The 26,074-nt window shown below is 72.4% G+C and carries 19 protein-coding genes; 8 read left to right on the top strand and 11 right to left on the bottom strand.

What is annotated here, in order from left to right:
• Positions 1-117: 117 nt before the first annotated feature.
• Positions 118-1,068: a helix-turn-helix domain-containing protein gene (locus tag BLV96_RS09650; RefSeq protein ID WP_086676736.1), complete on the bottom strand. Its 951-nt coding sequence runs from the start codon at positions 1,066-1,068 to the stop codon at positions 118-120.
• A gap of 257 nt (positions 1,069-1,325) precedes the next feature.
• Between BLV96_RS09650 and BLV96_RS09645 the strand changes: the two genes are divergently transcribed.
• The 3 genes from BLV96_RS09645 to BLV96_RS09635 all read left to right on the top strand — a co-directional run bounded on the left by BLV96_RS09645 (position 1,326) and on the right by BLV96_RS09635 (position 4,801).
• Positions 1,326-2,723, top strand: a complete 1,398-nt coding sequence (locus BLV96_RS09645) for a carboxypeptidase-like regulatory domain-containing protein (RefSeq protein WP_244180121.1) — start codon at positions 1,326-1,328, stop codon at positions 2,721-2,723.
• A 105-nt stretch (positions 2,724-2,828) separates the two neighbouring features.
• Positions 2,829-3,974: an acyl-CoA dehydrogenase family protein gene (locus BLV96_RS09640; RefSeq protein ID WP_086676733.1), complete on the top strand. Its 1,146-nt coding sequence runs from the start codon at positions 2,829-2,831 to the stop codon at positions 3,972-3,974.
• Positions 3,971-4,801 (top strand): HTD2 family dehydratase, encoded by an 831-nt coding sequence (locus BLV96_RS09635; RefSeq protein WP_086676732.1) that lies wholly within the window; start codon positions 3,971-3,973, stop codon positions 4,799-4,801. Before BLV96_RS09640 ends, BLV96_RS09635 begins: the two co-directional genes overlap by 4 nt.
• On the opposite strand, the gene BLV96_RS09630 is transcribed toward BLV96_RS09635, so the two are convergent.
• Entirely contained in the window at positions 4,798-6,036 is a 1,239-nt protein-coding gene (locus tag BLV96_RS09630) for a prolyl oligopeptidase family serine peptidase (RefSeq protein ID WP_086676731.1), read from the bottom strand. The genes BLV96_RS09635 and BLV96_RS09630 overlap by 4 nt on opposite strands.
• A 164-nt stretch (positions 6,037-6,200) precedes the next feature.
• Between BLV96_RS09630 and BLV96_RS09625 the strand changes: the two genes are divergently transcribed.
• Positions 6,201-6,707 (top strand): P-loop nucleotide/nucleoside kinase family protein, encoded by a 507-nt coding sequence (locus tag BLV96_RS09625; RefSeq protein ID WP_244180120.1) that lies wholly within the window; start codon positions 6,201-6,203, stop codon positions 6,705-6,707.
• 5 nt (positions 6,708-6,712) lie between these two features.
• Here BLV96_RS09625 and BLV96_RS09620 read toward each other — a convergent pair whose 3' ends face one another.
• From BLV96_RS09620 to BLV96_RS09610, 3 genes are all read right to left on the bottom strand, one after another.
• Entirely contained in the window at positions 6,713-7,927 is a 1,215-nt protein-coding gene (locus BLV96_RS09620; RefSeq protein ID WP_086676729.1) for an RNA polymerase sigma factor, read from the bottom strand.
• Positions 7,927-8,298 (bottom strand): YciI family protein, encoded by a 372-nt coding sequence (locus tag BLV96_RS09615; protein ID WP_086676728.1) that lies wholly within the window; start codon positions 8,296-8,298, stop codon positions 7,927-7,929. Before BLV96_RS09615 ends, BLV96_RS09620 begins: the two co-directional genes overlap by 1 nt.
• A gap of 150 nt (positions 8,299-8,448) precedes the next feature.
• Positions 8,449-9,456, bottom strand: a complete 1,008-nt coding sequence (locus tag BLV96_RS09610) for an ABC transporter substrate-binding protein (protein WP_086676727.1) — start codon at positions 9,454-9,456, stop codon at positions 8,449-8,451.
• Between the two features lie 1,000 nt (positions 9,457-10,456).
• Here BLV96_RS09610 and BLV96_RS09605 point away from each other — a divergent pair.
• Complete coding sequence (locus BLV96_RS09605; RefSeq protein ID WP_086676726.1) at positions 10,457-13,279, top strand: helix-turn-helix transcriptional regulator; 2,823 nt, start codon at positions 10,457-10,459, stop codon at positions 13,277-13,279.
• Between the two features lie 111 nt (positions 13,280-13,390).
• Here the strand turns inward: BLV96_RS09605 and BLV96_RS09600 are convergent, their stop codons facing one another.
• Positions 13,391-14,584 carry an MFS transporter gene (locus tag BLV96_RS09600; RefSeq protein WP_244180119.1) on the bottom strand — a complete coding sequence of 398 codons (1,194 nt, stop codon included), beginning with the start codon at positions 14,582-14,584 and terminating at the stop codon, positions 13,391-13,393.
• A 259-nt stretch (positions 14,585-14,843) separates the two neighbouring features.
• A complete protein-coding gene (locus tag BLV96_RS09595) occupies positions 14,844-15,731 on the bottom strand; it encodes a LysR family transcriptional regulator (RefSeq protein ID WP_086676725.1) in 888 nt (295 codons plus the stop codon).
• Positions 15,732-15,816: 85 nt separating this feature from the next.
• On the opposite strand from BLV96_RS09595, the gene BLV96_RS09590 reads away from it, so the two are divergent.
• The gene (locus BLV96_RS09590; RefSeq protein WP_244180118.1) at positions 15,817-16,671 is read left to right on the top strand and encodes an EamA family transporter; all 855 of its coding nucleotides are present in this window, start codon (positions 15,817-15,819) and stop codon (positions 16,669-16,671) included.
• Here BLV96_RS09590 and BLV96_RS09585 read toward each other — a convergent pair.
• Entirely contained in the window at positions 16,668-19,538 is a 2,871-nt protein-coding gene (locus tag BLV96_RS09585; protein WP_086676724.1) for an MGH1-like glycoside hydrolase domain-containing protein, read from the bottom strand. The two genes, BLV96_RS09590 and BLV96_RS09585, sit on opposite strands and share 4 nt — an antisense overlap.
• On the opposite strand from BLV96_RS09585, the gene BLV96_RS09580 reads away from it, so the two are divergent.
• Positions 19,534-19,971: an MFS transporter gene (locus tag BLV96_RS09580; RefSeq protein ID WP_086676723.1), complete on the top strand. Its 438-nt coding sequence runs from the start codon at positions 19,534-19,536 to the stop codon at positions 19,969-19,971. The two genes, BLV96_RS09585 and BLV96_RS09580, sit on opposite strands and share 5 nt — an antisense overlap.
• Before the next feature lie 42 nt (positions 19,972-20,013).
• Here the strand turns inward: BLV96_RS09580 and BLV96_RS09575 are convergent, their stop codons facing one another.
• Positions 20,014-21,210 (bottom strand): oxygenase MpaB family protein, encoded by a 1,197-nt coding sequence (locus BLV96_RS09575; protein WP_086676722.1) that lies wholly within the window; start codon positions 21,208-21,210, stop codon positions 20,014-20,016.
• A gap of 217 nt (positions 21,211-21,427) precedes the next feature.
• On the opposite strand from BLV96_RS09575, the gene BLV96_RS09570 reads away from it, so the two are divergent.
• Positions 21,428-22,579 (top strand): TetR/AcrR family transcriptional regulator, encoded by a 1,152-nt coding sequence (locus tag BLV96_RS09570; protein WP_086676721.1) that lies wholly within the window; start codon positions 21,428-21,430, stop codon positions 22,577-22,579.
• Positions 22,580-22,581: 2 nt separating this feature from the next.
• Here the strand turns inward: BLV96_RS09570 and BLV96_RS09565 are convergent, their stop codons facing one another.
• On the bottom strand, positions 22,582-24,936 hold the full coding sequence (locus BLV96_RS09565; RefSeq protein WP_086676720.1) for an acetyl-CoA acetyltransferase: 2,355 nt from the start codon (positions 24,934-24,936) through the stop codon (positions 22,582-22,584).
• Entirely contained in the window at positions 24,933-25,994 is a 1,062-nt protein-coding gene (locus BLV96_RS09560; RefSeq protein WP_086676719.1) for an MBL fold metallo-hydrolase, read from the bottom strand. The genes BLV96_RS09565 and BLV96_RS09560 overlap by 4 nt, the downstream gene beginning before the upstream one ends.
• Positions 25,995-26,074 lie beyond the last annotated feature (80 nt).

Raw genomic sequence — 26,074 nt, 5'->3', positions numbered from 1 at the left:
ACCCCGCTGCTGCCACCGCGGGGTTTCCGGCGTCAGCGTGCCGCGAAGCCCGCGCCCTCCAGGCCTCTCCCAGGGGCCGCCCCTCGCGGAGGGCGCGGGCTTCGCCCTTGTCCGGGCTCAGTGCGGTTGCGGGGTCTGCAGCGCCGCCGAGCAGGACGGCCAGTCGTGGAAGTCGCGGCGCACGCTCCACAGGCGGTGCGCCGCCTCGATGTTCCAGCCCGGGTCGAACGCCTGCCGCGGCGTGCCGCCGAGGTCCAGCAGGCGGGCGTCGGAGATCTGGAAGATCCCCCAGTTGCGGCTGCCGTTCGTGTTCGGCAGCACCCACAGCGGGTCGAGGAACGAAGCACAACGGGCGATCGCGACGGCGGTGTCCGGCGTCTCGGTGAACACGGCTCGCACCCGCTGTTCCACCATCGCCGGCGACCAGCCGGCCAGGCTGGTCCGGTGGTCGTAGAGCGCGTTCTTGGTCGCGTCGTCGACCACACCGCGCGCGGGCAGGCCGGCCAGCACCTGGAACGCGGTGACCCGGCGCAGGGTCTCCGGGCCGAACGAGCCGTCGACCGAGAGCCGGCCCTGGGCCGAGACCAGCAGGTTCTGCACCTCGGTGACGCACTCGTCGTGCTGGCCCATGCTCACCGGCGGCTGGCAGCCCGGGGAGAACAGCACCCGGTCGGCGTACCGGCCCGGGGGTGCGCCCGACCCGTCGGCGGTCACCCAGAACAGGCCGCCCGCGAGGAGGACGACGGCCGCGATGGCCACGGCCGCGTACCACCGCCGGCGCCGCGGTGCGGGGGCCTCGACGCGCTCGGCCGGCACCTCCTCGACCCGGCCGGCGTCGGCCAGGGCCCACAGCTGGTGCAGTTCGCGCAGTTCCTCGGCGGACGCGCCGCAGACCTTGGCGAAGGAGTGGACGACGCGGTAGTCGGCGGGGACGCTCTTGCCCGAGCAGTACCGGTGCAGGCTGGAACCACTGGCGCCGGCGAGCCGGCCGAGCCGCTCGTAGCCCTGGCCGCTGCGGTCCTTCAACATGCGCAGGTAGGCGGCGAACTTGTCCGTGTGCACGGTCACGGTGACGGGAACCACCTCGCTCGGGGCAGCGGATGACGGACGGAAGTTAACACCGTCGTGTCGCGGACCGGGCGGAAATTGGCGGATTGGGCCACTTGGCGGACCGGGGGAATGACCCGGCCACAACCGGTACGCGGGGCGAGAACGCTCCAGTCCGGTCAAAGGTTGCCGTACCGGTCCAGCGGAATGTTCCGCCCTCCCCGGACACGGCGGCCGGTCCTAGATTTCCCCTACAACCCAAAAGGGGGAACGAAACCATGCCCATCGGCAGATTCACGCGGTCAGCGTCCGTGCTGGCCGCGGGACTTCTCCTGACCGGGATGGCCGGCGCGCCCGCGTCGGCCGCTTCCGGTCCGAACCTCAAGGTCACCGCCGTCGCCCAGCAGGGGCACTGGCTCCTGGGCGAGTACGTCGGGCTCGACGTGACCGTGAGCAACATCGGGGACTCCGTCGTCTCCGGCGCCTTCGGGACCGCCTACTCGGAGTCCGGGACGGCCTTCTGGGTCGACCAGCACCAGTGGGGCGACCTCGACGACAGCGGCACCGGCGCGACCATCGCGCAGGGGGAGACCCGGACCCTCCACCTCACCGGGCAGCTCGGGTCGACGTACTACGGCGACTCGGTCGTGCACGTCGAGGTGTACGGCGCGGGCGACACCGACTACAGCGACAACGTCCAGCGGGTCACCGTGCCGCTCGCGACGGGCACCGAGCGGGTCGCCGGCGTGCTGTACGGGGACACCAACGGGGACGGCAAGCCGTCGCCCGGCGAAGCCCTGGCCGGGGCCCGGGTGCGCTTCTTCGGCGTCGGCACGACGCTGGAGATGTACACCACCACCGACGCGACCGGCCACTTCGCCTACGACGGCCTCCCGCTGAGCCGGATCGCCTACCTCAGCTTCGACCGGCTGCCCGGCGGCTGGATCGGCCCGGACCTTCCGGACCTGCGGCTGGACGGCCGGGGCGCCTACACGGCGCTGGAGGTCGCGGCCACCCGTCCGCTGTCCGACGTGCTGCACGAGACGCTCACGCTGGACAAGGCGAGCTACGCCGCCGGCGACACCGGCAAGGCGACGGTCACGCTCACCAACTCCGGCACCAAGCCGCTGACCGGCCTGTTCCTCAACTGCGACGCGGGCGGCTTCGGCTCCGAGCTGACCGTGACCGACGACCAGTGGGGCGCGTTCGGCTACCAGCGCAAGGAAGGCACGCTGGCCGCGGGCCAGCGGATCGTGCTGACGGCGACCGGCAAGGTACCCGACAAGGCGGCCTACACCGGCGTCACCGGGCTCGACTGCTCCGCCCAGGACGGCCACACCGGCGGCGCGCCGTACGTTTCGGCCACCGCCAAGGTGCCCGGCAAGGTGGCCGACTCCCGCGGTCAGGTCTGGCTCGACAAGGACGGCGACAACGCGCCGGACGCCGGCGAGGGCATGGCGTACCGGAACCTGGTGCTGCTCGAGAACGGCGCCATCCGCGCGTACGCCCGGACCGACACAGGCGGCTACGCGACGTTCAAGGGCGTGCCGGTCGGCAACTACGAGCTGCGGGTGCTCGGCCCGTGGAAGGCGGCGGTCCCGGACGGTGGCGCGCTGAACGTCTCCGCGCCGCCGTACGGTGGCGGCGAGTGGCTCGTGCAGTTCGTCGCGAACTGAGCGCCGGGGTGTCCCGGACGGTGCGAGCCGCCCGGGACACCGCCGCGCGGCAGCCCGGGTTCGGTGGGAAGCTCGGAGCGGGAACCGAAGTCCGAGGAGCCGCCCGTGGATGCCGCCGAACAGGCCATTGTGGACACCGTCCGCGACTTCGTCGACCGTGACGTCCGGCCGGTCGTGCGCGAACTCGAACACGCGAACACCTACCCCGAAGAGCTCATCGAGCAGATGAAGCGGCTCGGCGTCTACGGCTTGGCCATTCCCGAGCCCTACGGCGATGTGCGGGTTTCCACCGAGTGCTACGCGCTGGTGACCGAGGAACTCGCGCGCGGCTGGATGAGCCTCGCCGGCGCGATGGGCGGCCACACAGTCGTCGCGAAACTGATCCTGACCTTCGGCACCGAGGAGCAGAAGCAGCGGTACCTGCCGCGCCTGGCGACCGGCGAGCTGCGCGCGACCATGGCGTTGACCGAGCCCGGCGGCGGGTCGGACCTGCAGGCCCTGCGCACGACCGCGCGCAAGGAGGGCGGCGGGTACGTCGTCGACGGCACCAAGACGTGGATCAGCAACGCCCGCCGGTCCGGCCTGATCGCGCTGCTGTGCAAGACCGACCCGGACGCCCGGCCCGCGCACCGCGGCATCAGCATCCTGCTGGTGGAGAAGGGGCCCGGGTTCACCGTCTCCAAGGACCTGCCCAAGCTCGGTTACAAGGGCGTCGAGAGCTGCGAGATCACCTTCGACGACTGCCACGTGCCGGCGGCGGCGCTGCTCGGCGGAATCGAGGGCGAGGGGTTCGCGCAGATGATGCGGGGACTGGAGATCGGCCGCATCCAGGTCGCCGCGCGCGCCACCGGGGTCGCGCGCGCCGCGTTCGACGACGCCCTGAAGTACGCCCAGCAGCGCGAGTCGTTCGGCAAGCCGATCTGGCGGCACCAGGCGGTCGGCAACCACCTCGCGACGATGGCGACCAAGCTGACCGCCGCCCGCCAGCTGCTGCTGCACGCCGCGCGCCGGTACGACTCGGGGGAGCGCGCCGACCTCGAAGCCGGGATGGCGAAGCTGTTCTGCTCGGAGACGGCGATGGAGGTCGCGCTCGCCGCGATCCGCGTCCACGGCGGGTACGGCTACTCCACCGAGTTCGACGTCGAGCGGTACTTCCGGGACGCACCGCTGATGATCGTCGGGGAAGGGACCAACGAGATCCAGCAGAACGTCATCGTCGGCCAGCTCGTCGCCCGCGGTGGCCTCGGATGAACCTCCGGGACGCGGTCGCCGGCTGGCGGCCCGCCGCCGTCGAGACGTCCGAGGTGATCGGCGACTGGCCGGCGAAAGCGTTTTCGGCGCTGCTCGACCTGCCCGCGCCGGCCGGGCCGCTGCCGCCGCTGTGGCACTGGTTCCACTTCCTCGAGCCGACCCCGCAGGCCGCGCTCGGCGACGACGGCCACCCGGCGGAAGGGCGGTTCCTGCCGCCGGTCCCGGATCGGCGGCGGATGATCGCCGGGGGCCGGCTGGCCGTCCACGCGCCGATCTTCACCGGTGACCGGATCGACCGCCGCAGCGAACTGGCCGAGGTCGTCGTGAAAGAGGGCCGGAGCGGGGAAATGGCGTTCGTGACCGTCCGCCACGACTACCGGCGGGGCGGCGAGCTGCTGCTCACCGAGCACCAGGACGTCGTCTACCGCTCCCAGCCCGCCGGGCAGCGACGGCAGCTCGCCGAGCCGGCGCCGGCCGCGGAACCGCCGCACGAGTGGAAGATCAGCACGCCGACCGGGCCCCAGCTGCTGTTCCGGTTCAGCGCGCTGACCTACAACACCCACCGCATCCACTACGACCAGCCGTACGTGACCGGTGTCGAGGGCTATCCCGGGCTCGTCGTGCACGGTCCGCTGCTCGCCTTGCTGCTGCTGGAGATCCCGCGCCGGCACGGTGACCGGCCGGTGACGTCGTTCGAGTACCGGTTGTCCAGCCCGGTGTTCGCCGGCGCGACGGTGCTGACCCACGGGCGGCCCGAGGGCGGCGGGTTCGCGCTGTCCGGGATGGTCGAGGGCGGCGCGACGGCGATCACCGGCACCGCGCGTTAACGTCGCCGGCGGGCCATCCACTGCCAGACGTGCGTGCCGCGGTCGCTCGGGTCGTTGCGGGCCACGTAGATCCACGACCAGTGGCCGGGGAACTGGTGGCCGTTCCGGACGACGTGGTCGTAGAGCGTCAAGGTGGACCGCGGGATGAGGTCGTGCGCGTGGACGGAGTTGGCCCGCGGGTCCACCGTGTCGTCGTCCGCGGAGGCGACCAGCCAGGTCGGCGTGCGGATCGCGGTCAGCTCGGCGTCGGGGATCAGCGGTGGGTCACCGGCTTTCCGGCCCGCGACGACGCCGCAGATCGGGACGGACGCCGCGAAGGTGCCCGGGTAGACCGTGGTCATCTTCAGGCTCATGTAACCGCCGTTGCTGCAGCCGACGACGTGGATCCGGTCCGGATCGACGGCCCGGGTGCGGACGACGTCCCGGACGATTTCCCGGATGAGCGGGGCGAACCGGGGGCCGTCGTCCATCCAGGCGGCCGTGCACTGCGGGGCGACGACGTAGGCGCCGCCGAAGATCTTCTGCGCTTCCGGCGTGGCGAAGCCGAGTGCGCCGCGGTTGGCGCGCAACGTGGTTTCGTTGTCGTAGTAGCCGTCGGGCAGGGACGCGCCTTCGCCGCCGCCGTGCAGCCAGACGATCAACGGACGGCGGCCGCGTCCCGTCGCGGGGGAGTAGAGGCGGTACTTCACGCCGGACTGCGAGACGTGGTAGGTGAAGGCGTCGACCTCGGGGTTGGCGAGCCGGCCCTGGGTGAACCGGGTCAGGGTGACCGGGCCTCGCGGTCCTCGGAGCGGGGCGGTTTGCGTGATGGTGTAGACCAGGTTCAGGCGGACGTTGCGGCCCTTGCCGTTGATGTAGCCGAGGGTGCCACCGCCGGTCTGGCCTTCGCCGTGGCTCAGTTCGAGCACGATGTTCCCGCGCCGGTCGAGCCGCGCGGCCGTGACGGGCCGGTCGAGGTCGTAGCCGATGTCCTGCCCGCCGGTGTCGATCGGGCTGGTGGCCTGGGCGTGCACGCTGAACGTGGTGGTGGTCAGGCTCGCCGGGTCGATCGGCCCGAGGCGGGCGGTGCCGAGGGTGAGCGAGGTGATCTGTTCGCCACCGTCGAGGGTTTCGGCGTCGAGGGTGAAGCCGACGCCCCGGGCTGCGGCGGCGCGGGCGACGCCCGGCAGCGCGAGGCCGGCGGCGGCGCCCGCCCCGGTGACCAGAACACTGCGGCGGCTGAACGCGGTGACCATGCGAACTCCTTTGTCCGTAGGCGGAGCAGGGTGGAGCGGTGCCGGTCAGGGCACGTGAGTCTATCGCGGGGAAAGCGATTTCTCGACGCGCCGACGGTTCCGGAAGAGGCTCACGCAAGTGTCGAGCGGGATCCGCGATGGGGGAATCCCGTAGGCTGCCGGCCGTGACGACGTCCGCGGTCTTGGTCGTGCTCGGCGGGCTGCCGGGCACCGGCAAGACCACGATCGCCCGGCCGCTGGCCCGCTCCCTCGGGGCGGCGTACCTGCGGATCGACACGATCGAGCAGGCCCTGGTGGCCTCCGGCGAGCTGGCCGCGCCACCACGGGCCGCCGGGTACCTCGCCGGCTACGCGCTGACCCGCGACCAGCTCGCCAACGGCGTCGACGTCGTCGCCGAGTGCGTGAACCCCTTGCGGCTCACCAGGAACGCGTGGCAGGCGGTCGGCTCCCGGGTGCTCGAAGTGGAGCTGGTCTGCTCCGATCCGCGCGAACACCGCGCCCGGGTGGAAGGGCGGGTGGCCGACATCCCCGGCTTGACGCTGCCGACGTGGCGGGACGTCGTCGAGCGGGAGTACGAGCCGTGGGATCGCGACCACCTCATCGTCGACACCGCGGTGGCGACCGCGGCCGAGTGCGTCGACCTGATTCTGCGGCGCCTCAAAGAAAACTGACCCCCTCAGTCCAACGCGGCCACCTTCCGCAGCAGCACCGAGCGTTCCCGCTGGTTGGCGCACAGCCGGGCCGCCAGCTCCAGCTCGGCCCGCGCCTCCGGCAACCGGCCGAGCCGGGTCAACAGCTCACCCCGGACCGTCGGGACCAGGTGCGATCCCGGCAACCGGTCGGTCGCCACCAGCTCGTCCACGAGCGCCAAGCCCTCCTCCGGGCCCGACGCCATCGACACCGCGACCGCCCGGTTCAGCTCCACCACCGGCGACGGCGCGACCCGCCCCAATGCCTCGTACAGCACCACGATCCGGTCCCAGTCGGTCGCCTCGACCGACGCTGCCGACGCGTGTGTCGCCGCGATCGCCGCCTGCAAGCCGTACGGGCCCAGGCCGCGGGCCGAGGCCTTCGCCAGCTCCGCCAGCCCGCGGCGGATCGCCGAGAAGTCCCACCTGCGCCGGTCCTGGTCCGCCAGCAGGACCGGTACCCCTTCCGCGTCCGTGCGGGCCGGGAAGCGCGCGGCCGTCAGCTCGCACAACGCGAGCAGGCCGTGCACCTCCGGCTCGTCCGGCAGCAGCGCCGCCAACGTGCGGGCCAGCCGGATCGCCTCGTACGCGACGTCCGGGCGCAGCAGCTCCTCGCCCGACGTCGCCGTCGAACCCTCGGTGAAGATCACGTACACCACGCTGAGCACGCCGCCGAGCCGCTCCCGGCGCTCGGCCGGCGGCGGCAGCTCGAACGGCACCCCCGCGGCCGCGATCGTCTTCTTGCCGCGGGTGATGCGGGCCTGCACGGTCGGCACCGGGACCAGGAACGCGCGGGCGATCTCCTCGCTGGTCAGGCCGCCGACCACGCGCAAGGTCAGCGCCACCCGGGCTTCGGGGGAGAGCACCGGGTGGCAGCTGATGAACATCAGCGCGAGGACGTCGTCGTCGATCCGGTCGGGGTCGACCGCCTCGTCCGTTTCCGGGTCGGCCGCCAGCAGGGCGTACCGGTCCCGCAGGGCCGCCCGGCGGCGGATCGCGTCGATCGCGCGCCGCCGGGCGGTGGCCCGCAACCAGCCGGCCGGGTTGGCCGGCGGGTCGAGCGGCCACGACACCAGCGCCTCGGCGACCGCCTCCTGGGCGGCGTCCTCGGCCAGCCCGAAGTCGCCGGTGAACCGGGTCAGCGCGGCGACGATCCGCGCCGACTCGATCCGCCAGACGGCCTCGACGTCGGCCGGGCCCATCAGTTCCGGCCGTCGGGGGTTTCGTCGCTGCCCGGCACCCGCCGGACCTCGACTTTGGCCCCGGGCGCCGCCGGCACCCGCTTTGCCCACTCGACCGCCTCCTGCTTCGAGGCGACGTCGATCAGGAAGAAGCCGCCGAACAGCTCCTTGGTCTCGCCGTACGGCCCGTCGGTGACCACGGGGGTGTCACCGCTGAAGTCGACGACGACACCCTGGGCGGGGTCGTCCAGCCCTTCGGCCGCGACGTAGACGCCGGCCTTGAACAGGTCCTCGATGAACTGGCGGCTGGTGGCCATCATCTCGTCGATGTTCGCCATCATGGCGGCGTTCGACTCGTCGGTGCCCCGCATGATCAGCATGTACTGCGACATCGCGCTTCTCCTCGTCCGCGGGGCCGCCTCTCGGCCCTCGCCCCCTCTTGTCGAACGGGCGGCCCGCGGATCAACACGGCCCCGGAAAAACTTTCCGGCGCCCGGTCCGGGAGGAGGATCGTATAGCCGCGAGGAGAAGCCGGCACCGGGTCATCTCCCGGCTTGCGGTCCGATCATCGAGTTCACGTCGATCGGCTTCGGGATGGCGCCGAGCTGCAGCAACAGGTCCGGCACCCGCTGCAGGCGCCGCGCGTCCAGGATCGAGCCGTAGCCGGGCAGGGTGAGCAGCTTCGCGGTGTCCTCGTCGATCTTGGCGAACCGCACCAGCAGCGGCTCGACCTTGGCGCGGTCGATCAGGGCCTCGTGGGTGGCCTTCTGCATCGCGCGCTGGAACGCGGCCAGCGTCTTCGGGTTCTCCCGGACCCACTTCCGCGTCGCTCCGTAACCGGTCAGGGGGAAGTCCTGGGTCGCGCCGGTGTTGATGTCGATCACCGGAATCGCGCCGGCGGTCTTGGCGGCCTGGGTGATGTACGGTTCCGGCAGGTAGGCGGCGTCGGCCTCGCCCTGCTGCAGCGCGGCGGCGATGTTCGGCAGCGGGATCAGCACCCATTTGACCTTGCCGAAATCGACGTTGTGGTCCTGCATCACCGAGCGGGTGAGCAGATCGGAAGCGGTGTTCTTGGCGGTGATGGCGATCTTCCGGCCGGCCAGGTCGTTGATTGTTTTCACCGGCGAATTCGGCACCGTGACGATCGCATTGCTCTTGGCGTTGACCGACGTCGCGTCGGCGACCAGCTGCATGTCGGCGGCGCCGGTGCCGGTCGCGGTGAAGAACGGCGGGTAGGTCGAGAACGCGATGTCGGCCTCGCCCGAGATCGCCTTCGTCAGCGAGGCCTGGCCGCTGGCGGCGATGACGGAGTCGACGGAGAGGCCCTCCGCCTGGAAGAAGCCCTCGTCCTGGGCCAGCCAGAACGGCCCGAGGTCGGTGGTGGGCAAGATCGAGACCTTCAGCGTCGTCTTTTCCAGTTCACTGCCCGCCGCGGCGTTCGGGTCGGCCGAACCCAGTGCACCGCAGCCGGTGAGCATCGTGGCGGCCGCGAGGGCGAGCACGGTGTGGCGAGCACGAGCCCGGCCACTGCTCCTGACGATTCCAAACAAGGCCTGCTCCTCGAAGGAGGGTGAGTTGATGTACCGAATCCAGGGGATTCGTGTGAAATATTCCCCGGCGTCAGGCAGGTCACTGTAGGAGCCGTGACATCACTTGACAACGCGGGATGCGGGCAAGAACGGGATTTCACCAGAATGGCGGCACCAATTCTTGATCGACGATCTTGTTTTTGCGACCGGGTGCTGCCCGGATACTACGAATCAATGCGGCGGAAAGACGAAGGGGCCGCTGAATTCCCGGGCGGAGGGCTGCCGGACGCGGGAATCCGGCGATTTCCGGATCGGCCATTCGGCAGCCGCCGCGGCCGGCTCCCGATTGCGGACAGTGACATCGGCGCGGCCGGCCAGGTCCGTTCGGTGATCTTCGGTGGCGACGTCAATCGGCCGCTCGCCGTTTACCGGCGGAGTGCGGAAAACGTGGCCCGGGGACGTCGTTCGACGCGGAAAACAACAGGTCGGCGGCGCCTGGCGACGGCGAAACCCGGCGTGTTCACTTTTCGGAAACCGGCCGCCGCGCACCGGCGCCGGTGCGGGTGTTCGGCGGCGTCGTGATATTCGCGAGCGCGCGCGGGGAAAGATCGTGCGACGGAGTGTGGTCGCGTCGAAATCTTCGAATGGTGAGCGCGGCCGAGCCGGCTCGGCCGCGGCTGATAAACCACGGAGCTGGTGTCCGGTCGGCGGATCTACGCTCGATCGTCGGGGGAAACGCCGTTTTGCCTGGGTTCCTGCGGATTTTACGCGGTTTGCCGCCGAGGGCGTACACTGCGCAGGAACCCGGGACGCCCACTGTGAGAATGGTCGACGACGCATCATTCCCCGACGGCGCTCCGGCGGTTGGTGATCCCTTGCCGCCGAGCTGGGAGAATCACGCTCGGATCACGACTCGGGGAATTTCCCGAAATCGATGTTTAGCGGCGCGGAACCCCTGGTGATCGGGGTTGCCCCGATATACCTCTTGTTGGGGAACAACTTTTACTTCTATTATTCCGGTGTGCGGCCGCTCACGGACGGTACCGAACTGCTGGTCGGCCGGGACGGTGAGCTGTCCTGGCTGGTCGGCTGGATCCGTGATGTCGCCGCGGGTCGCGGCCACGCCGTGCTGGTGGACGGCGAGCCGGGCATCGGCAAGTCCGCGCTGGTGCGGGCCGCCTGCGCCGCCGCCGCGGCCGCGGAGTGCCAGGTGTTCTGGGGAGCCGGTGACGAGCTCGGGCAGGCCCTGCCGCTGCTCCCGCTCCTCGACGCGCTGGAGATCACCCCGGGCTCGCGGGATCCCCGGCGGGAAGCCATCTCCAAGCTGCTGCGGGGCGGCGCCGTCGCGGGCCAGGGGACCGATCTCGCGGCCGCCGCTTCCGAACAGCTGATCGCGCTGGTGGACGAGCTCTGCGAGGACCGCCCGGCCGTGCTGGTCGTCGACGAGCTGCAGTGGGCCGACCGCACGACGGTCGCGGTGTGGAGCCGGCTCGCCCGGTCGGTCCGGCAGCTCCCGCTGCTGCTGATCGGCGTGCTGCGCCCGGTGCCGCGCCGCGACGACCTGCGGTCGCTCTTCCGGCTCGTCGGGGCCGCCGAACGGCTGCGGCTGGGCCGGCTGGCCGACCCGGCGGTGCTCGAGCTGGTGGCCGCCCTGGCCGGCGGCAAACCGGGCGAGGAACTGGCGCAGCTGGCCGACGGCGCCGCCGGGAACCCGTTGTACCTCACCGAACTCGTCGACGCGCTGAGCCGCAGCTCGTGCCTGGCGGTCGACACCGCGGGCGTCGTCGAACTGACCGGCGCGGCCACCCCGGACTCGCTGCCGGAGGCGATCGCCGACCGGCTGGGGTTCCTCCCGGAGCAGGCGCAGGGCGTGCTGCGCGCGGCGGCGCTGCTCGGCGTCGGCTTCTCGGTCGCGGACCTGGTGACGGTGACCGACACCCCGCTCGCCGAGCTGCTGCCCGCCCTCGACGAGGCCCGTGCCGCCGGGGTGCTGGTGGCGGCGGGCGACGACCTCGCGTTCCGGCACCCGCTGATCCGCGAGGCGCTCTACGACGAGATGCCGACGGCGGTCCGGGTCGCCTGGCACCAGGCCGCCGCGTGGGCGCTGGCCGAGGCGAGCGCGCCGGTCGAGCGGGTCGCGCGCCAGCTGCTGCCCATGGTGTCCACCACCGACAGCCGCGTACCGGTGCCCGCCTGGGCCGTGCGGTGGCTGCTGAAGGTGGCCACGCTGCTCATCGGCCAGGCACCCGTGGTCGCCGTCGCGCTGCTGCGCCGGGCGGTGCGGGACGCCCCGCTCGACGACGCCGTGACCGGCGCGCTGGCCTGCCGGCTCGCCGACGCCTACTACCGCGTCGACAACATCGCCCAGGCCGAGCGGATCGCCAGCCGCGCCCTGGACCGCGTCCGCGACCCCGACGTGCGCGTCGACCTGCACACGACGGTCGTCCAGTGCCGCGGCTCGACCGGCCGCGCCGCCGAGTCCCTCGACGCGCTCGACGAAGCGCTGACGCAGCCGGGGCTGGAGCCCCGGCACCGGGCGAAGCTGCTGGTGCTGATCGCGCGGACGCACCGCGACCTCGGGGACGTGGCGACCGCGGGCGAGGTGGCCACGGCCGCGCTGGTGGAGCTCGGCCCGGCCGAAGACCGCTGGGCGACCGGGTGGGCGCTGCACCTGCTGAGCCTGGCCGCGATGTCGCGGGGTGACTGGGACGGCGCGCTGCCGCTGTTCGAACGCGCGATGGCGATCGTGCGCGGCGATCCCGCGCTGATCGACCTCACCCTGCTGCTGCGCATCAACCAGTCGGTCACGCTGGGGGCGCTCGACCGCCTCACCGAAGCGCTCGCCGCCGCCGCGCAGGCGCGCGAGCTGGCCGACCGCACCGGCAGCGCCGTGCGGCTGGCCCAGGCCCAGGGCACGATCGGGCAGGTCCTGCTGGGGGCCGGCCGGTGGGACGACGCGCTGACCGAGGTCGACGTCGTCCCGGACGACCGCAAGGAGCCGGCCGTGGCGTGCGGCGACCACGGGGTCGCGGCGATCATCCACTTCCACCGCGGGGAGACGGCCGACGCCCACCGCCGCCTCGACCTCGCGGCGCTGCACGCGGAACGCCTCGGCGACCGGGTCGTGGACCCGCTGGCGCGGGCCCGTGGCCTCGCGTTCGAGCACGCGGGCGCGCCGGACCGGGCGCTGGCCGTGCTGACCGCCGCGATGACCGGTGAAGACGTGAGCCAGGAACTGCTGGCCGAGGCCGCCCGGCTCGCCGCGGCGGCCGGGGACAAGCAGATCGTGGTGGAGATCGAAGCCCGGGTGAGCGCGCTCGCGGCCGAGTCGCCGATCCCGCACCGCAGCGCCCTGGCGTTGTACTGCCGGGGCTTGCTGGAGCAGGACGGCACGATGCTGCTGCGAGCCGCCGACGGCTACCGCGACGCGGGCCGGCCGCTGTCCCGGGCGAGGGCCCTGGAAGCGGCCGCGGTCGCCTTCGCCCAGGACCGGGACGACGACCGCGGATCGGCTCGGACCGCGTTCACCCACGCGACCGACGTCTACGCGGAGCTGGAAGCGCAGTGGGACGTGGCGCGGCTGAGGGCGATGTTCCGGGCGTTCGGCATCCGGCGCGGCCCGACGGTGAAGCACCGCCAGGCCACGCACGGCTGGGACAGCCTCACCCCGACCGAAGGCCGGATCGCCGCGCTGGTGGTCGAAGGCATGTCGAACCCGCAGATCGCGGCGCGGCTGTACCTGTCCCCGCGGACGGTCGGCACGCACGTGTCGCACATCCTGACCAAGCTGGGCGTGCACTCGCGCATCGACATCGCCCGGGAAGCGGCCCGGCACCAGTCCTAGCCGGGCCGACGGGCGGTTCCGGCGAGGCGGGTCCGGCCGGCCGGCGGCGGCGGGGCCGGGCTTTGCCGGGTACCGGTGGCGGCTTGCCGCGCCCCGACGGGAAGCCCGTGCTCACACCCCCACCTCCGGCGCGTTGCCCTTGGTCTGCACCGCGAGGGTGCGCGCCACCCGCGTCTTGGCGGTCCGGCGCAGGGCGAGGGTGCGCACCACCCGCGTCGTGACGGTCCGGCGCGTGACGGCGAGGTGCCCGCTCACGACCTGGCCCAGCAGGATCGCCAGGACCAGCACCAGCGGGGTCTGCCAGGTCCCGGTGCGCGTGTGCAGCCAGCCGCACAGCAGCACGCCGAAGCCGGCGATGACGTACCCCACGCCTTGGACCACGGCGGACAGCGAGAGCGAGCTGCCCTTGCTGCGCAACGAGATGGTCGTCAGCGCGAAGGCGAGCGACCCCATGCCCGCGCCGGTCGCCACGGCCCACAGCCAGGGTGCCGCCGCCGGAGCGAGGAGCAGTCCCGTCACGCCGATGACGTTGGGGGTGGCCAGGACGACGACGAGCAGGGTTTGGTTGCGCCACTTGCGGGTCCAGCCCGGGACCAGCAGCATCATCGGCAGTCCCATGGCCATCGACACCGCGAGGCACGTTCCCGCGGTCGTCGGCGCGACCCCGGCGTCCCGCAGGATGCCGGGGAGCCAGCCCATGACCAGGAACGTCACCGTCGAGATGAGTCCGAAGTGGATGGTCAGCGCGCCGGCCGGCGTCGTCCCGGTGGCTCGCTGGGGAGCCACGAGCGACTCGTCGGGGGTGCGTTGCCACAGCTGCATGGCCAGCAGCGCCACGATCGCCCACAGACCGAGGGCGTACCGCCACGAGGACGACATGACGACGGCCGGCGTGACGAGCGCGCCGGCCGTGCTGCCCAGTCCGAGCCCGAAGGTGAAGGCGGCGGATCCCTTGGCCAGCAGTGGCAGCATGGTGCCGAGCACGGCGATGGACAGGCACGCCAGCGCCGTCCCGACCAACAGCTGTGCCGAACCCCCGAGGACCCGGCCGGCCAGCGAAAGCACCAGCCCGGCGAGACCGACGGAGACGGTCCGGTGGGTCCCCACGCGGCTGCACAGCCACGGCGTCGCCCAGCCGCCCAGTCCGATGGCCCACAGGGGCAACGCGACGAGTACCGCGGCGACGAGGTTCCCGGCGACGGAGATGTCCGGCAGTGCCGCACCCAGGCTCGTCACGGCGGGCCGCAGGTTGATGGCCAGAAGGAAGATCACCACGGTGGAGGCGGTGGTGGTAGCACGAGACATCGCTCCTCCTCGGATTCGAGGTCGGAGCGGCGGGCCCCGTGGACCAATGCTTCACTTCGGGGCCCGGATCAGACATCCGTCACCTGACGGATGGGCGGAAGGATCGTTGCGTCTCAACGGTTCTACGTCTTTCCGCCGGAACTGCGAATGGGCGTGCATCGGCACGGACGGACCGCCGCGCCGTCACGCTGGGGAGCCATCGCGCCGGTGAGCGCGCCGGCGTCGGCCATCCGGGTGAGGGTGGACCGCCCGAGTGGCCTCAGTGGGTCAGCCGGTCGATTACCAGCGCGAGCGGCGGCCAGGCGGCTCGTCCCCGCCGGGTGCACGCGAACGCCCGCTGCCGGACGGCCGGATCGGCCAGCGGCACCAGGGCGACGCCGGGGTGGGTCGGCCGCCCCGTGGGGAGCAGGCCGACGCCGCGGCCGGAGGCGGTGATGAGGTCTTCGACGAGGTCGAGGCTGTCCGCGCGGTGGGTGACCCGGGGCGTGAACCCGGCCAGGGACGCGAGCGTGCGGACGACGTCCTCGTCGGCGGTGTTGCGGGAGTTGCCGATCCAGTCGTGGTCGCGGAAGGCGTCGAACACGGCGAGGGTTCCCTCGCCGCGCACCCGGCGCGCGTCGGCCGCGGGGACGCCGAGACCCCACGTGCTCGTCCACAGTGGACTCATGGCGAGCGCAGGATCCGTCGTGGCGGGCGCGAGGTCGTAGTCGTAGACCAGCGCGAGGTCGAGGTCGTCCGCCAGCAGTGCGGCCAGGGCTTCGGCGGGCTCGTACTCGCTGACGTGCACCTGGACGCCGGGGTGGTGGCGGGCGAGGTGGGCCACGGCGGGCAGCACCGAGCGCCGGACCGCGGTGGCGAACCCGGCGACGCGGACGGTGCCCGCCGGTTCGGCGTGCGGGTCGAGGTCGGCGTGCGCGGCCTCGACGGCGGCCAGGATCGTCACGGCGTGGTCGGCCAGCCGTCGCCCGGCCGGGGTCAGGCGCACGCGGCGGCCGTCGGGTTCGAGCAGCGGCGTGCCGACCTCCCGGGTCAGCACGGCGATCTGCTGGGAGACCGTGGACGTCGTGGTGCCGAGCACATCCGCCACGGCCCGCATCGCCCCGTGCCGCGACAGCTCCAGCAGGTACCGCAGCCGGCGCGTGTCCATGCGGCTGATTGTCCACGAATCCCGAATGGACTGTCCAGTATCGGCAAGTGGACGCGAACGGTGTCCGGGGTATTTCCTGGACGGCGTGCTCCCCGTGACCCGATCCGGCGCGACCCTCGCGGTCGCGGCCATGCTGTGCGTCCAGCTCGGTCTGGCCGTGTCCGTCGGCTTGTTCGACCGCGTCGGCCCCGAAGGAGCCGCGTGGCTGCGGCTCGCGTGGGCCGGCGTGCTGCTCGTGGTGGTGGTGCGGCCGCGGCCGTCGTCGTTCCGCCGGGCGGCGTTCGCGGCCTGCGTGGCGCTGGGCGTGGTGACGGCGGGGATGACGATGCTGTTCATGGAGGCGGTGGCGCGGCTGCCCCTGGGCACGGCGAGCGCGCTGGAGTTCCTCGGGCCGCTGACGGTGGCGATCACCCGCGGCCACGGCGGCCGGAAGCGGTGGCCGGTGCTGGCGGCGATCGGCGTGGTGCTGCTGACCCAGCCGTGGCGCGGCGGCGCGGACCTGGCGGGAGTGGGGTTCGCCCTGGCGGCGGCGGTGTGCTGGGCCGGCTACATCCTGCTGACGCAGCGGGTCGGCGACGAGGTGGCGGGCGTGCGCGGGCTGGCGGTGTCGATGCCGGTGGCCGGCATCGTGGCGACGCTGGTGTACGGGCCTTCGGTGCTCGGGCACCTGACTTGGCAGCTCTTGCTGATCGGGCTGGGGCTGGCGGTGCTGCTGCCGGTGGTGCCGTTCAGCTTGGAGATGCTCGCCCTGCGCCGGTTGACGACGTCGGCGTTCGGGACGCTGATGAGCCTGGAGCCGGCGATCGCGCTGGTGATCGGGCTGGTGGTGCTGCACCAGGTGCCGGACGTGGCCGCGGTGGCCGGGGTGGCGTTCGTCGTGGTGGCGGGGGTGGGTGCCGAACGGACTGGTGCCCGGGAGCCGGTCGCGGCAGGTCCTTAACCGCCTGCCACCTCGGCCGCCGTCAGTACCCGGTTCCACACCACGACACCGTCGACACTGCCGGGCCAGAAATCACTCTGCCGACCCCCTGACACCGCCCGCCCGATCGCGAGCGGACCGGGCGCCGCGTCCCCCGTGGCCTGGGTCCACGTCTTGGCCTGCGCCACACCGTCGACGTACAGCACATACGTCCCCGCGTCGGCGTCGTGCACGCCCACCAAGTGGTACCACCGGCCCACCTCCGGAGCCGCGTCCGACAACGCGCGCCCCGAACTCGTCGAGAACGCCAACCGGTTGTCCGCCGCCGAATACTGCAGGTAGAACCCGCTGCTCGGATCCCCGTCCTGGCTGACCGCCGTCGCCCACGACCCCGTGCGGTCCAGCCGGACCCACGCACTGACCGAATAGTTGCCGGTGGTGTCCAGGACAGGCCCGCTCGTCTGCGCGTACTGGCCCGAACCGTCGAACCGCACCGCCGTGCCGGTCACCCCGGGCACCCACGAACCGGTCAGCGTGGCGTCGTGCGACCCGGCGGTGTCGTGGGCGATCGTGCCGCTGCCCTCGTCGAACTGCCATGCGCCAACCGGATCGTGCCGGCCCGCCGCATGGGCAACCTGGACGTTCCGGCGCTGGTGCGTGGCCGAAGGACCGCCGGGACCCTGGTAGGACGCGGTCGCCGTCAACGTCGCCGCGCTGCCCGGCTCGACGTCCGCCGGGGGCGTCAGCGTGTACCGCCACGTCCGCGACGCGCCAGGCGGAATCGCAGCGGCCGACGTCCCGATCGGCACCACCGACCACCCGGCGGGCACGGCGACATCCACCCGCGGTGAGACGAGCGGGCTCCGCGTCGTGTTCCGCACCGTCACGGTCACCGGCGTGCTCCCCTTGACCGTCCCGGCTCCGACGTCGATCCGCGCGTCCGGGCTCGACGGCGTCCACGACTCGAACTCCGTGACCCCGACGAACGCGCCCGGCGGGTTGGTGAACACGAGCCGGACCTTGCTCGTCGTCACGCTCGGGAACGTGATGCGGTTGACGCCGTTGCCCACCGGCGTCACCGGTGCGCGGACCTGGCCGGGAACCTCCTGCCACGCCGAGCCCGTCCAGTACTGCAGGCTGTACGCCGCGGCCGGCTTGACCCCGCCGCCGTCGTCGTAACCGTGCCAGCGGATGTCGGAAACCCGGGTGGGAGCACCGAAATCGACGCCGTAGAAGTCGTTCGCGTTCGGCGACGAATAGTTGGTCCAGCGCGTGTTCTCCGGCACCTCGGCGTACCAGACCTTGCCGTCCAGGGCGTTCCACGCATTGTCGTAAGACCACGTGTACGACGTGATCGGCCGGGGATAGCCGGTGCGCAACGGATTAGCGGCGTCGTTCACCAGGTCGTCGGACCGCGGGAGCACCGTGGCGCCGACGTCGATCGTGGTGTTCCGCAGCGTCGCCGAACGCTGGACGAGCCGCCCGTCGACGTAGAGCCGCATCCCGGCGCCCTGTCCGTAGTGCCGGCCGTCGCGGTCCCACAGCACCGTCACGTTATGCCCGTGGTACGGCACGTTCTCAGCGGCGAAGTGGTCCCATGTGGACGGTGTCAGCGGCCGGACGTCCAGGGTGGTCCCGGCTTTCGGGCGCAGCCCCAGCAGCCCGGACAGCACGAGATCGGTGTAGGTCGAGTGGTTGTAGTCCTCACTGTGGTTCTGCCCGTCGTAGATCCACGCGTCCCGGTCCGGGTCGTGCGCCTCGGCGACGTACGGCTTGCCGTTCTTGGTCTGGGTGCGGGCGTACGTGGCCAGTGCCGCCGCGTAGTCCTCTTTGGACACAGTGGTCGAAGCCGGGTGGTCGGCCAGGAGGTTCGCCATGCCGGTCAACGTCTGCGAAGTGGCGAACGGCCAGCTCGGCCCGTCCCAGCGGCAGCAGCCGCCGGCGTCCTTCATGAAGAACGGGCTGCGACGCTCCGCCGTGGTCGGGCCGTAGGCGCTCGCGAACCCGTTCGGGTCCAGCAGCTGGGACCACGCCGCGCTGTCGGCGGGCTGCGCCGCGCCGAACATCCACGGGACGAACCCGATCTGCTCGCGGCTGCCGGACAGCCGGTGGTCCGGGTTGTCGTCGCGGGCCATCGCGTAGTAGAAGCCGCGAGCCGGGTCCCACAGCCACTTCTGCAGCGCGGCCTTCAGTCCGGCGGCGCGCTGCGCGTATTCGGCGGCGAGCCGGTGGTCGCCGGCGGAGTCCGCGATGTGGCTGATCGCGACGGCGTCGCCGTACTGGTAGGAGTTCAGCGTCGGGCGGTACCCGGCACCGCCGTGGTACGGCTCGGGCGACTCGTAGGAGGACGCGGAGAACTCCATGGCGTCCCAGACCGGCACCGACCAGTAGAGGCCCAGCTCGGCGTTGAACTGCTTGTCCCAGCCGCGGTACTGGCGCACGAGGGCGGGCAGCAGTTCGCGCAGGGGCGCGAAGTCGCCGGTCACCTGGGCCTGGCCGTAGGCGGACGTGGCCAGCCAGACGCTGTACTCGTGCGCCCAGTCGGTGGTGTCGGCGTTGACGTCGTCGGTGGCCGGCTTCGGCCCGGCGCCGGGACCGGTGAGCCAGAACCGCAGGTAGTCCTGGGCGTAGCCGGGGTCGCGCAGCCAGCGCCCTTCGGTCAGCTGGTGCCCGGCGGCGGCGTTGATCGCCTGGTAGGGCGCGGCGTACCCGCAGCAGTCGAGGAACTCCGTGGAGATCCAGCCGTTCGCGGTGTCGGTGTAGCGCAGGTGCTCCTTCCAGACGCGCCACCGGTAGTAGTAGACGCTCTGCATCGTGGCGTCCGGCAGGTCGACGAACGGGATGTTGGCTTCGTACCAGGCGGGATCGGCGTAGCCGGCGTCGATCATCTACGGCGTCGCCGGCGCCGTCGACGCGCTGACGTTCTACCCCGCCGGCAAGGTCATGGACCGCCACGGCCGGCGCTGGGTCGCCGTGCCCTCGACCCTCGTGCTCGGCACGGCCTTCCTCGTCATGCCGCTCACCGACGGCGCGGTCCTGCTGACGGTCGCGGCCATGGTGATGGGCTTCGGCAACGGCATCGGCTCGGGCATCGTGATGACGCTCGGTGCCGACGTGTCGCCGGCGGTGGGCCGGCCGACGCACCTCGGGATCTGGAACGAGCTCGCGGACATCGGCACCGGCGTGGGCCCGCTGGTCCTCTCGGCGGTGACCGCGCTGGCGGGTCTCGGCGCGGGGATCGTGGCCAGCGGCTTGGTCGGTTTCCTGGCGGCGGGGGCGTTGTGGCGGTGGATCCCGCGCCCCGGCCGGTCCCGGGCGTGACGCTCCCGGGACCGGGGGACCGGTCCCGGGAGCGCCCGGCCCTCAGGCGCCGGGCCGGTTGCCGGTCGGGATCGTGATGGGCGTGGTCGTCGGCGAGGAAACCTTGTTCAGGAACAGCATCGCGATCGCGCGGATGAACTGGTCGAACAGGTAGAACCCGGCCGGCGCGATCGGCAGCAGCCCCTCGCGGAACGCGATGTAGGCCGGCCACCCGGTGCGGACCAGCGCGGCCGCCGCGTAGTCGCGGGGCAGACCGAGCCAGTCGCCGACCGCGTCGCTCAGCACGTACCGCACGAACTCGTTGAGGAACCCGCGCGTGACGCCCAGGTCGATCTGCGCGGTCAGCCCGAGCAGGTCCTGGGCCAGCTCCTTGCCCTCGGTCGTCGGGGAGAGCAGCGGGGTCAGCACCCGCGTCGACTGCGCGTCCGCCTCCGCCCACGTCTTGGGGATGAACTCGTCCCGCACGCCGAGCAGGTGGATGGCGACCTGCCACTGGTGCAGGAAGGCCTCTTCGTCCGCGGCCGACATCGGGACGCGCCATTCGAGCAGCTTCCGGTGGACGTAGGTGCCGAGGCTGTGGAAGGTCACCAGGATGTCGCCGTTGCTGATCGGGATCTGCTCGTCGGCGACCGCCCGCCAGTGCGGCGACTGCGGCAGCAGGTGGCGCACGGCGGCGTGCACCAGCCGCGTCTTGTTGGCCGTGACCACGAACTGGCCCGAAGGCTGGAACGCGTTGAGGTCGCTCAGGTCGTAGCCGAAGGTGAACGTCTTGGCCGCGCGGTCCTGCATGTTGGCCCCGCCCGCGGACCAGTAGACCGACTTGGCCTCCCGCGGGATGACCGTGCTCATGATCCCGCTGCCGAGGCCGTAGAGCATGAACAGGTAGGTGTCCTTGCGCCGGTTGAAGTCCGCGGCGCGGCGCAGCTTGACCGGGTCGGCCCAGGAGGGCAGCCGGTTGTTCTGCTGCAGGTACGCCGCGAGATCGGTGGGCAGGCCGGTGGGCAGCGGGTCGCCGTTGTTCACCCACGGCCGCAGCGCGGTGTTGACGGCGGGCACCCCGCCGGTGTCGAGGACGCCCGCCATCAGGCGGTCGACCTCGTCGTCCCAGACCCACCACGGGTCGGTGCCCGCAGCGGCCTGAGCGCCGGTCGAAGCCCAGGCCGGGACGACGCCGGCCGCGCTCGCCAAGCCCAGCGCGACGCCGAGCGAAAGGACGTTCCTCCTGCTGAGATTGCTCATTAACTTACCTAGCTTCCTTGGTAGGCATCCGCCGCGTCGAGCCGGGACTCGGCGGGGCGGATCACTCATGAGCCGCGCACGTCTGTAGGAGAGATTCTCCATTAACATAGCGAGCCGTGTCGCCGGTCGGCAAGAGCGTGCGCAGGGCGTTCGGGGCCCGTCGTGGTTGACTGGCACGCATGGCTCCGTTCGCGCGCACCCCCGCCCGGAAGCCGCGGTGACCGCCGAGCCGGCCGCGGCCGTCCGGCCGCGCAACCGCAAGCAGCTCATCGTCGAAGCGGGGGCCACCGTCTTCAGCGAGCGCGGCTACCACGCGGCGTCCATGGAAGAGATCGCGGCCGGGGTCGGGATCACCGCGGCGGCGCTGTACCGGCACTTCCCGAACAAGTACGCGTTGTTCGCCGAATGCGCGAACGTCATGGCCGACCGGCTCGTCGCGGCGCTCGACGAGGTGCCGCCGGACGCGGCGACGGCGGACGTGCTCGCCGCGGTCACCCGGGTCACCGTCGCCCACCGGGCGGCCGGTGGCGTGTACCGGTGGGAGGCCCGCTACCTCGACCGCGACGACCGCCGGCTGCTGAAGGGCAAGTTCGCCCACGTCGTCGGGCGGGTGGCGGACGTGGTGCGGCGCGAGTACCCGCGGCCCGGCGAGCACCTGCGTGCCGTGGCGGCCCTGGGGGCGATCGGGTCGATCACCATGCACCACAACTCGATCGGCCGGCGGCGGGTCGAGGACCTGCTGCAGGCGTCCGCGCTGCGCGTGGTCGCGACCGACGGCTCGGCGGGGAGGGTCGCCGGCGTCGTCGAACTACCCGCCCGGCCGGTGCCGCGCACCCGGCGCTCGGAGATCCTCGCGGCCGCGATCCCGCTGTTCGAGCGGGACGGGTTCGCCGCCGTCACCAACGGCATGCTCGCCGAGGCGGTGGGGCTGGTGCCGTCCGGGCTCTACCGGTACTTCCCGGGCAAGGCCGACATCCTCGCCGCGGCGTGCCTGCAGGCCGCGGACCTGCTCGCCCAAGCGGTCGAACACAACCTGCGCGGGGCGACCGACCCGCTGGCCGCGCTGACCGCGACCTACGTGGCCTACAGCTTCGAACACAGCGCGCTCAACAGCGTGGCGAACGCCGAGGTCGTCGGCTTGCCCGCCGGCCTGCGCCGCCCGCTGGTCGCCGCGCAGCGCGAGCACATCGCGGTGTGGGAGGAGCACCTGCGCCAGGCCCGGCCGGACCTCGACGCGCGCCAGGCCCGGGTGCTGGTCCACGCCGGCTTCGGCGTGGTCGTCGAAGCCGGGCGCTACCTGCACTGGCAGGACAGCCCCGAGCACCGGGCGGCCGTCGCGGCGCTGCTCATGAGTGCCTTGGGCCGCTGACCTCAGCGGTTGCGCCAGACCGGCCGCCGCTTCTGGGCGAAGGCCGTGATGCCCTCGATCGTGTCCTCGCTGACGAGGAGGTCGTCGAACGCCGGGGACGGGTGCTCGACCGCGTCGACGGGGTCCGGGATGCCCTGCGTCTCGGCCATGATCCGCAGTGAGGCCCGGACCGCGGTGGGGGAGCCGTCGAGGATCCGCGCGGCCAGTTCGCGGGCGCCTTCGAGGGCCTTCCCGGCTTCGGTGACGCGGTTGACCAGCCCGTAGGCCAGCGCCTCCGCCGCGTCGAGCCGGCGTCCGGCGAGGATCATCTCGGTGGCGACCGCGGGCGGGACCGTGCGGGGGAGGCGGACCAGGCCACCGGCCCCGGCGACCAGGCCGACCTTCACCTCCGGCAGGCCGAACCGGGCCGTCGCATCCGCGACGACGAGGTGGCAGGCCAGGGCGATCTCGCAGCCGCCACCCAGGGCGTAGCCGTTGACCGCCGCGATCACCGGCTTGTCCATGTCGCGACGGCTGGTGAGGCCGGCGAAGCCGTTCTTGGGCACCCACAACGGTTTTCCGGACGCGGAGTGCACGAGGTCGTTGCCGGCCGAAAAGGACTTCCCGCCCGCGCCGGTGAGGATCGCGACCCACAGGTCCGGGTCGGCGAAGTAGGCGTCGAAGACCTCGTCGAGCTCCTCGTTGGCCGCGGGGTGCAGGCTGTTGCGGGACTCCGGGCGGTTGATCGTGACTTCCAGGAGGTGGCCGTCGCGGCGGACGAGGACGTGCTCGTAGTTCTCGCGCAGCACCTTCGGCCGCGGCGGGAACAGCTCCGCCATCCGGGCCGCGGTGGTGGTGACCCGGTTGCCGAACCCGAAGGACCGCACGAACACCCGGCGCCCGATGGGTTCCCCGGTGGACAGCAGGTCGAGCGCGTCGGTGTCGCCGTCGTGGGTCAGGGCGATGAAGCGGCGGTCGTCGGCTTCGAGCCGGCCGATGACGATGCCGGTGCGGTCGCCGCCCCGGCCGTGCTTCACGGTGTAGGTCTCGACGGTGGCCCAGCCGTCGGCTCGCCGGGCCTCCGGCTGGGCCTGCCAGGAGTCGATTTCCGCTTGCAGCGCGGCGCTGTCGCCGGCGCGCCACGCGACCGGTGTCGTCGAGTAGACGGCGGCGGAGTACTTGCTCATCAGGCCGCCGTTGGCGCCGACGAACCCGAACGTGCCGGGCTCGGCGCGCAGGCGACGGACGGTCTCGGCGATGGCGTGCATCGAGTAGTTGTTGCCCGCCCCGCCGAAGAACGGCAGCCCGCCGGTGACGGTGAGGTCGCGCAGGTCGCCGAGCCCTTCGCGCACCGTGAAGACGGCCACCGGGAAGCAGCTGTAGAGGTCCACTGTGGACAGATCGGCGGCCTCGATGCCGGCGACGTCGAGGGCGTGCCGGGCCGCCATGACCGACGCGGGGCCGGTGCTGAGGTCCGCGCGCTCCATGAGATCGCGTTCGCGCAGGTCCGCGTGCCCGTGCAGGAAAACCCGCTTCCCGTGGGGAATCCCGAGCCGGTCGGCGGCCGCGACGGACATGACGACGACCGCGGCACCCTGGTTCACCTTTTCCCGCGCGACCAGGTAGCGGGTGTAGGGATCGGCGATCGGCCGGTTCGCCTCGGACGGCGTCGCGAGTTCTTCGGCGGTGCGTTCGACGGGTGCGGCGGCGTAGGGGTTCTCTGCGGCGATCTTGCTGAACGGCGCGAGCAGTTCGCCCATCGCGGCGGCGTACTCCTCGCGCGACAGCCCGAGGCGGGCCCGCCGGGCGTTCTCGAACAGCGCGTACTGGCTCGGGGCGTCGGCGAGTCCGTGCATGACCTGGTGGCGGGAGGCGAGTCCTTTGAGGCCGTAGCCGCGGTCTTCGAGGGTGCCCTCGACGTGCTCGGTGAAGTCGGGTTTGCCGGCGGTCCCGGCCAGGTGCTGGACGGTGGAGATGGCTTCGGAACCGAAGGCCAGCGCGACTTCCACCTCGCCCGCGGCGATGGCGGCGGCGAACTCGGTGACGAGGTGCTGCGGGCTCTGCCCACCGGCGACGTCGAGGATCGCCCGGGCCGGCGCCGCCCCGACGCGCGCGGCGACCGAGCGGGGGTAGTTGTCCGACCGGCCCAGCGGCGCGGAGGCGACCGGGGTGGAGTTCTCGAACTGGCGGATGCCGCCGACGGTATCGACGGCGGCGGCGACGGTGGCCGGGTCGGCACCGGTGTCGGCCAGCGCGGCCCGGACGGCTTCGGCCGCGAGGTCCACCGCGGACAGCCGTCGATAGCCGGGATCGTCGAGCCGTTCGGCGAACTGTCCGGCACCGACGAGGACCGGAGTGCGCGGGTCGAGGTCGCTCACGGGGTGCTCCGGGTGACTCGCGCGGGGGTCGCCCCATAGCCCGGCCACCCAAGACGGCCCTGTCCGGCCAGATACTCGATGTGTGCGACGGTCTCGGCCACCGCCGACAGCCGCATGAACCCGATCTCCGCCCACGGCCGCGACCACGTCAGCCGCGTCGCGATCTCCCACGGCGTCGGCTGCCCGAGCCCGGTCACCACGTCGACGATCTCCGCGCACCGCTGCTCGTGGTGCTCGCGCAACAGCTCACTCCGCGCGGCGAGACCGCGGAACCGGTACTCATGCGCCGGCAACGCGTCGTGGTCGTCGAACGTCGCCGTCTGCTCCAACGACCGGAGGAACTGCCCCAACGGCGGCTCCGCGGCCCCCGGCCACGAACCGATCGCCGGGGTGATCCGGGGCAGGACGTGGTCGCCGGTCAGCAGCAGCTGCGCGTCCGGCTCCTGCAGGCACAGGTGCCCCGGGGTGTGCCCCGGCGTCCACACCGCCCGCAACCGGCGCCCGCGCATCGGGACGAGGTCGCCGTCCTCCAGCAGGACGTCCGGTTCGGGGAGCTCGGCGGCCGGCCGCGGGGCGGCGTCGAGCGCGCCGAGCAGGTCCGCGATCTCCGCATCCGGCGCGCCGCAGCCGCGCAGCCACGTCGTGATCTCGGTGCGGGTGTCGCCGTGCTCGTCGCGGCGGCGCTGGGGGAGCGTGGCGCGTTCGGCCGGGTGCATGCCGATCCACGCGCCGGACTCCGCGCGCAGCCGGGCGGACAGGCCGTGGTGATCGGGGTGGACGTGGGTCGTCACGATCCCGGCCACGTCGGTCGTCGACGCGCCGGCGGTGGCGAGGCCGTCGAGCAGGGCCGTCCAGCCCTCGTCGGTGTCCCAGCCGGGGTCGACGACGACCAGGCCGTCATCGGCCGGGACGAGGTAGGACAGCGTGTAGCGCAGCGGGTTGTCCGGGATCGGCACCGGCACCGACCACAGCCCGCCCGGCAGTTTCTCGACCGGCGGCCGCCGCCGCGCCCGCCACGCCGCCTGCTGCTCGGTGCCGAGCACCTCGATTCCCGGCATGTGTGCACCTTCCCCGCGAGATACTGAACAAGGTGCGTCCAGTAATGCCCCCACTCTATAGTGGTCGGATTCCGTGCGGC

This window comes from Amycolatopsis pretoriensis, from assembly GCF_900107925.1.
GTDB lineage: Bacteria > Actinomycetota > Actinomycetes > Mycobacteriales > Pseudonocardiaceae > Amycolatopsis > Amycolatopsis pretoriensis.
The sequence above is the reverse complement of the archived record's forward strand: the minus strand, read 5'-3'. Positions and strand labels throughout refer to the sequence as shown.

What these genes read in the sequence shown, in the direction of transcription:
- BLV96_RS09645 (WP_244180121.1), top strand. Translation starts at nt 1,326, where the DNA reads ATGCCCATCGGCAGATTCACGCGGTCAGCGTCCGTGCTGGCCGCGGGA.
- BLV96_RS09635 (WP_086676732.1), top strand. Translation starts at nt 3,971, where the DNA reads ATGAACCTCCGGGACGCGGTCGCCGGCTGGCGGCCCGCCGCCGTCGAG.
- BLV96_RS09630 (WP_086676731.1), bottom strand. Translation starts at nt 6,036, where the DNA reads ATGGTCACCGCGTTCAGCCGCCGCAGTGTTCTGGTCACCGGGGCGGGC.
- BLV96_RS09620 (WP_086676729.1), bottom strand. Translation starts at nt 7,927, where the DNA reads ATGGGCCCGGCCGACGTCGAGGCCGTCTGGCGGATCGAGTCGGCGCGG.
- BLV96_RS09615 (WP_086676728.1), bottom strand. Translation starts at nt 8,298, where the DNA reads ATGTCGCAGTACATGCTGATCATGCGGGGCACCGACGAGTCGAACGCC.
- BLV96_RS09600 (WP_244180119.1), bottom strand. Translation starts at nt 14,584, where the DNA reads ATGTCTCGTGCTACCACCACCGCCTCCACCGTGGTGATCTTCCTTCTG.
- BLV96_RS09595 (WP_086676725.1), bottom strand. Translation starts at nt 15,731, where the DNA reads ATGGACACGCGCCGGCTGCGGTACCTGCTGGAGCTGTCGCGGCACGGG.
- BLV96_RS09585 (WP_086676724.1), bottom strand. Translation starts at nt 19,538, where the DNA reads ATGATCGACGCCGGCTACGCCGATCCCGCCTGGTACGAAGCCAACATC.
- BLV96_RS09575 (WP_086676722.1), bottom strand. Translation starts at nt 21,210, where the DNA reads ATGAGCAATCTCAGCAGGAGGAACGTCCTTTCGCTCGGCGTCGCGCTG.
- BLV96_RS09560 (WP_086676719.1), bottom strand. Translation starts at nt 25,994, where the DNA reads ATGCCGGGAATCGAGGTGCTCGGCACCGAGCAGCAGGCGGCGTGGCGG.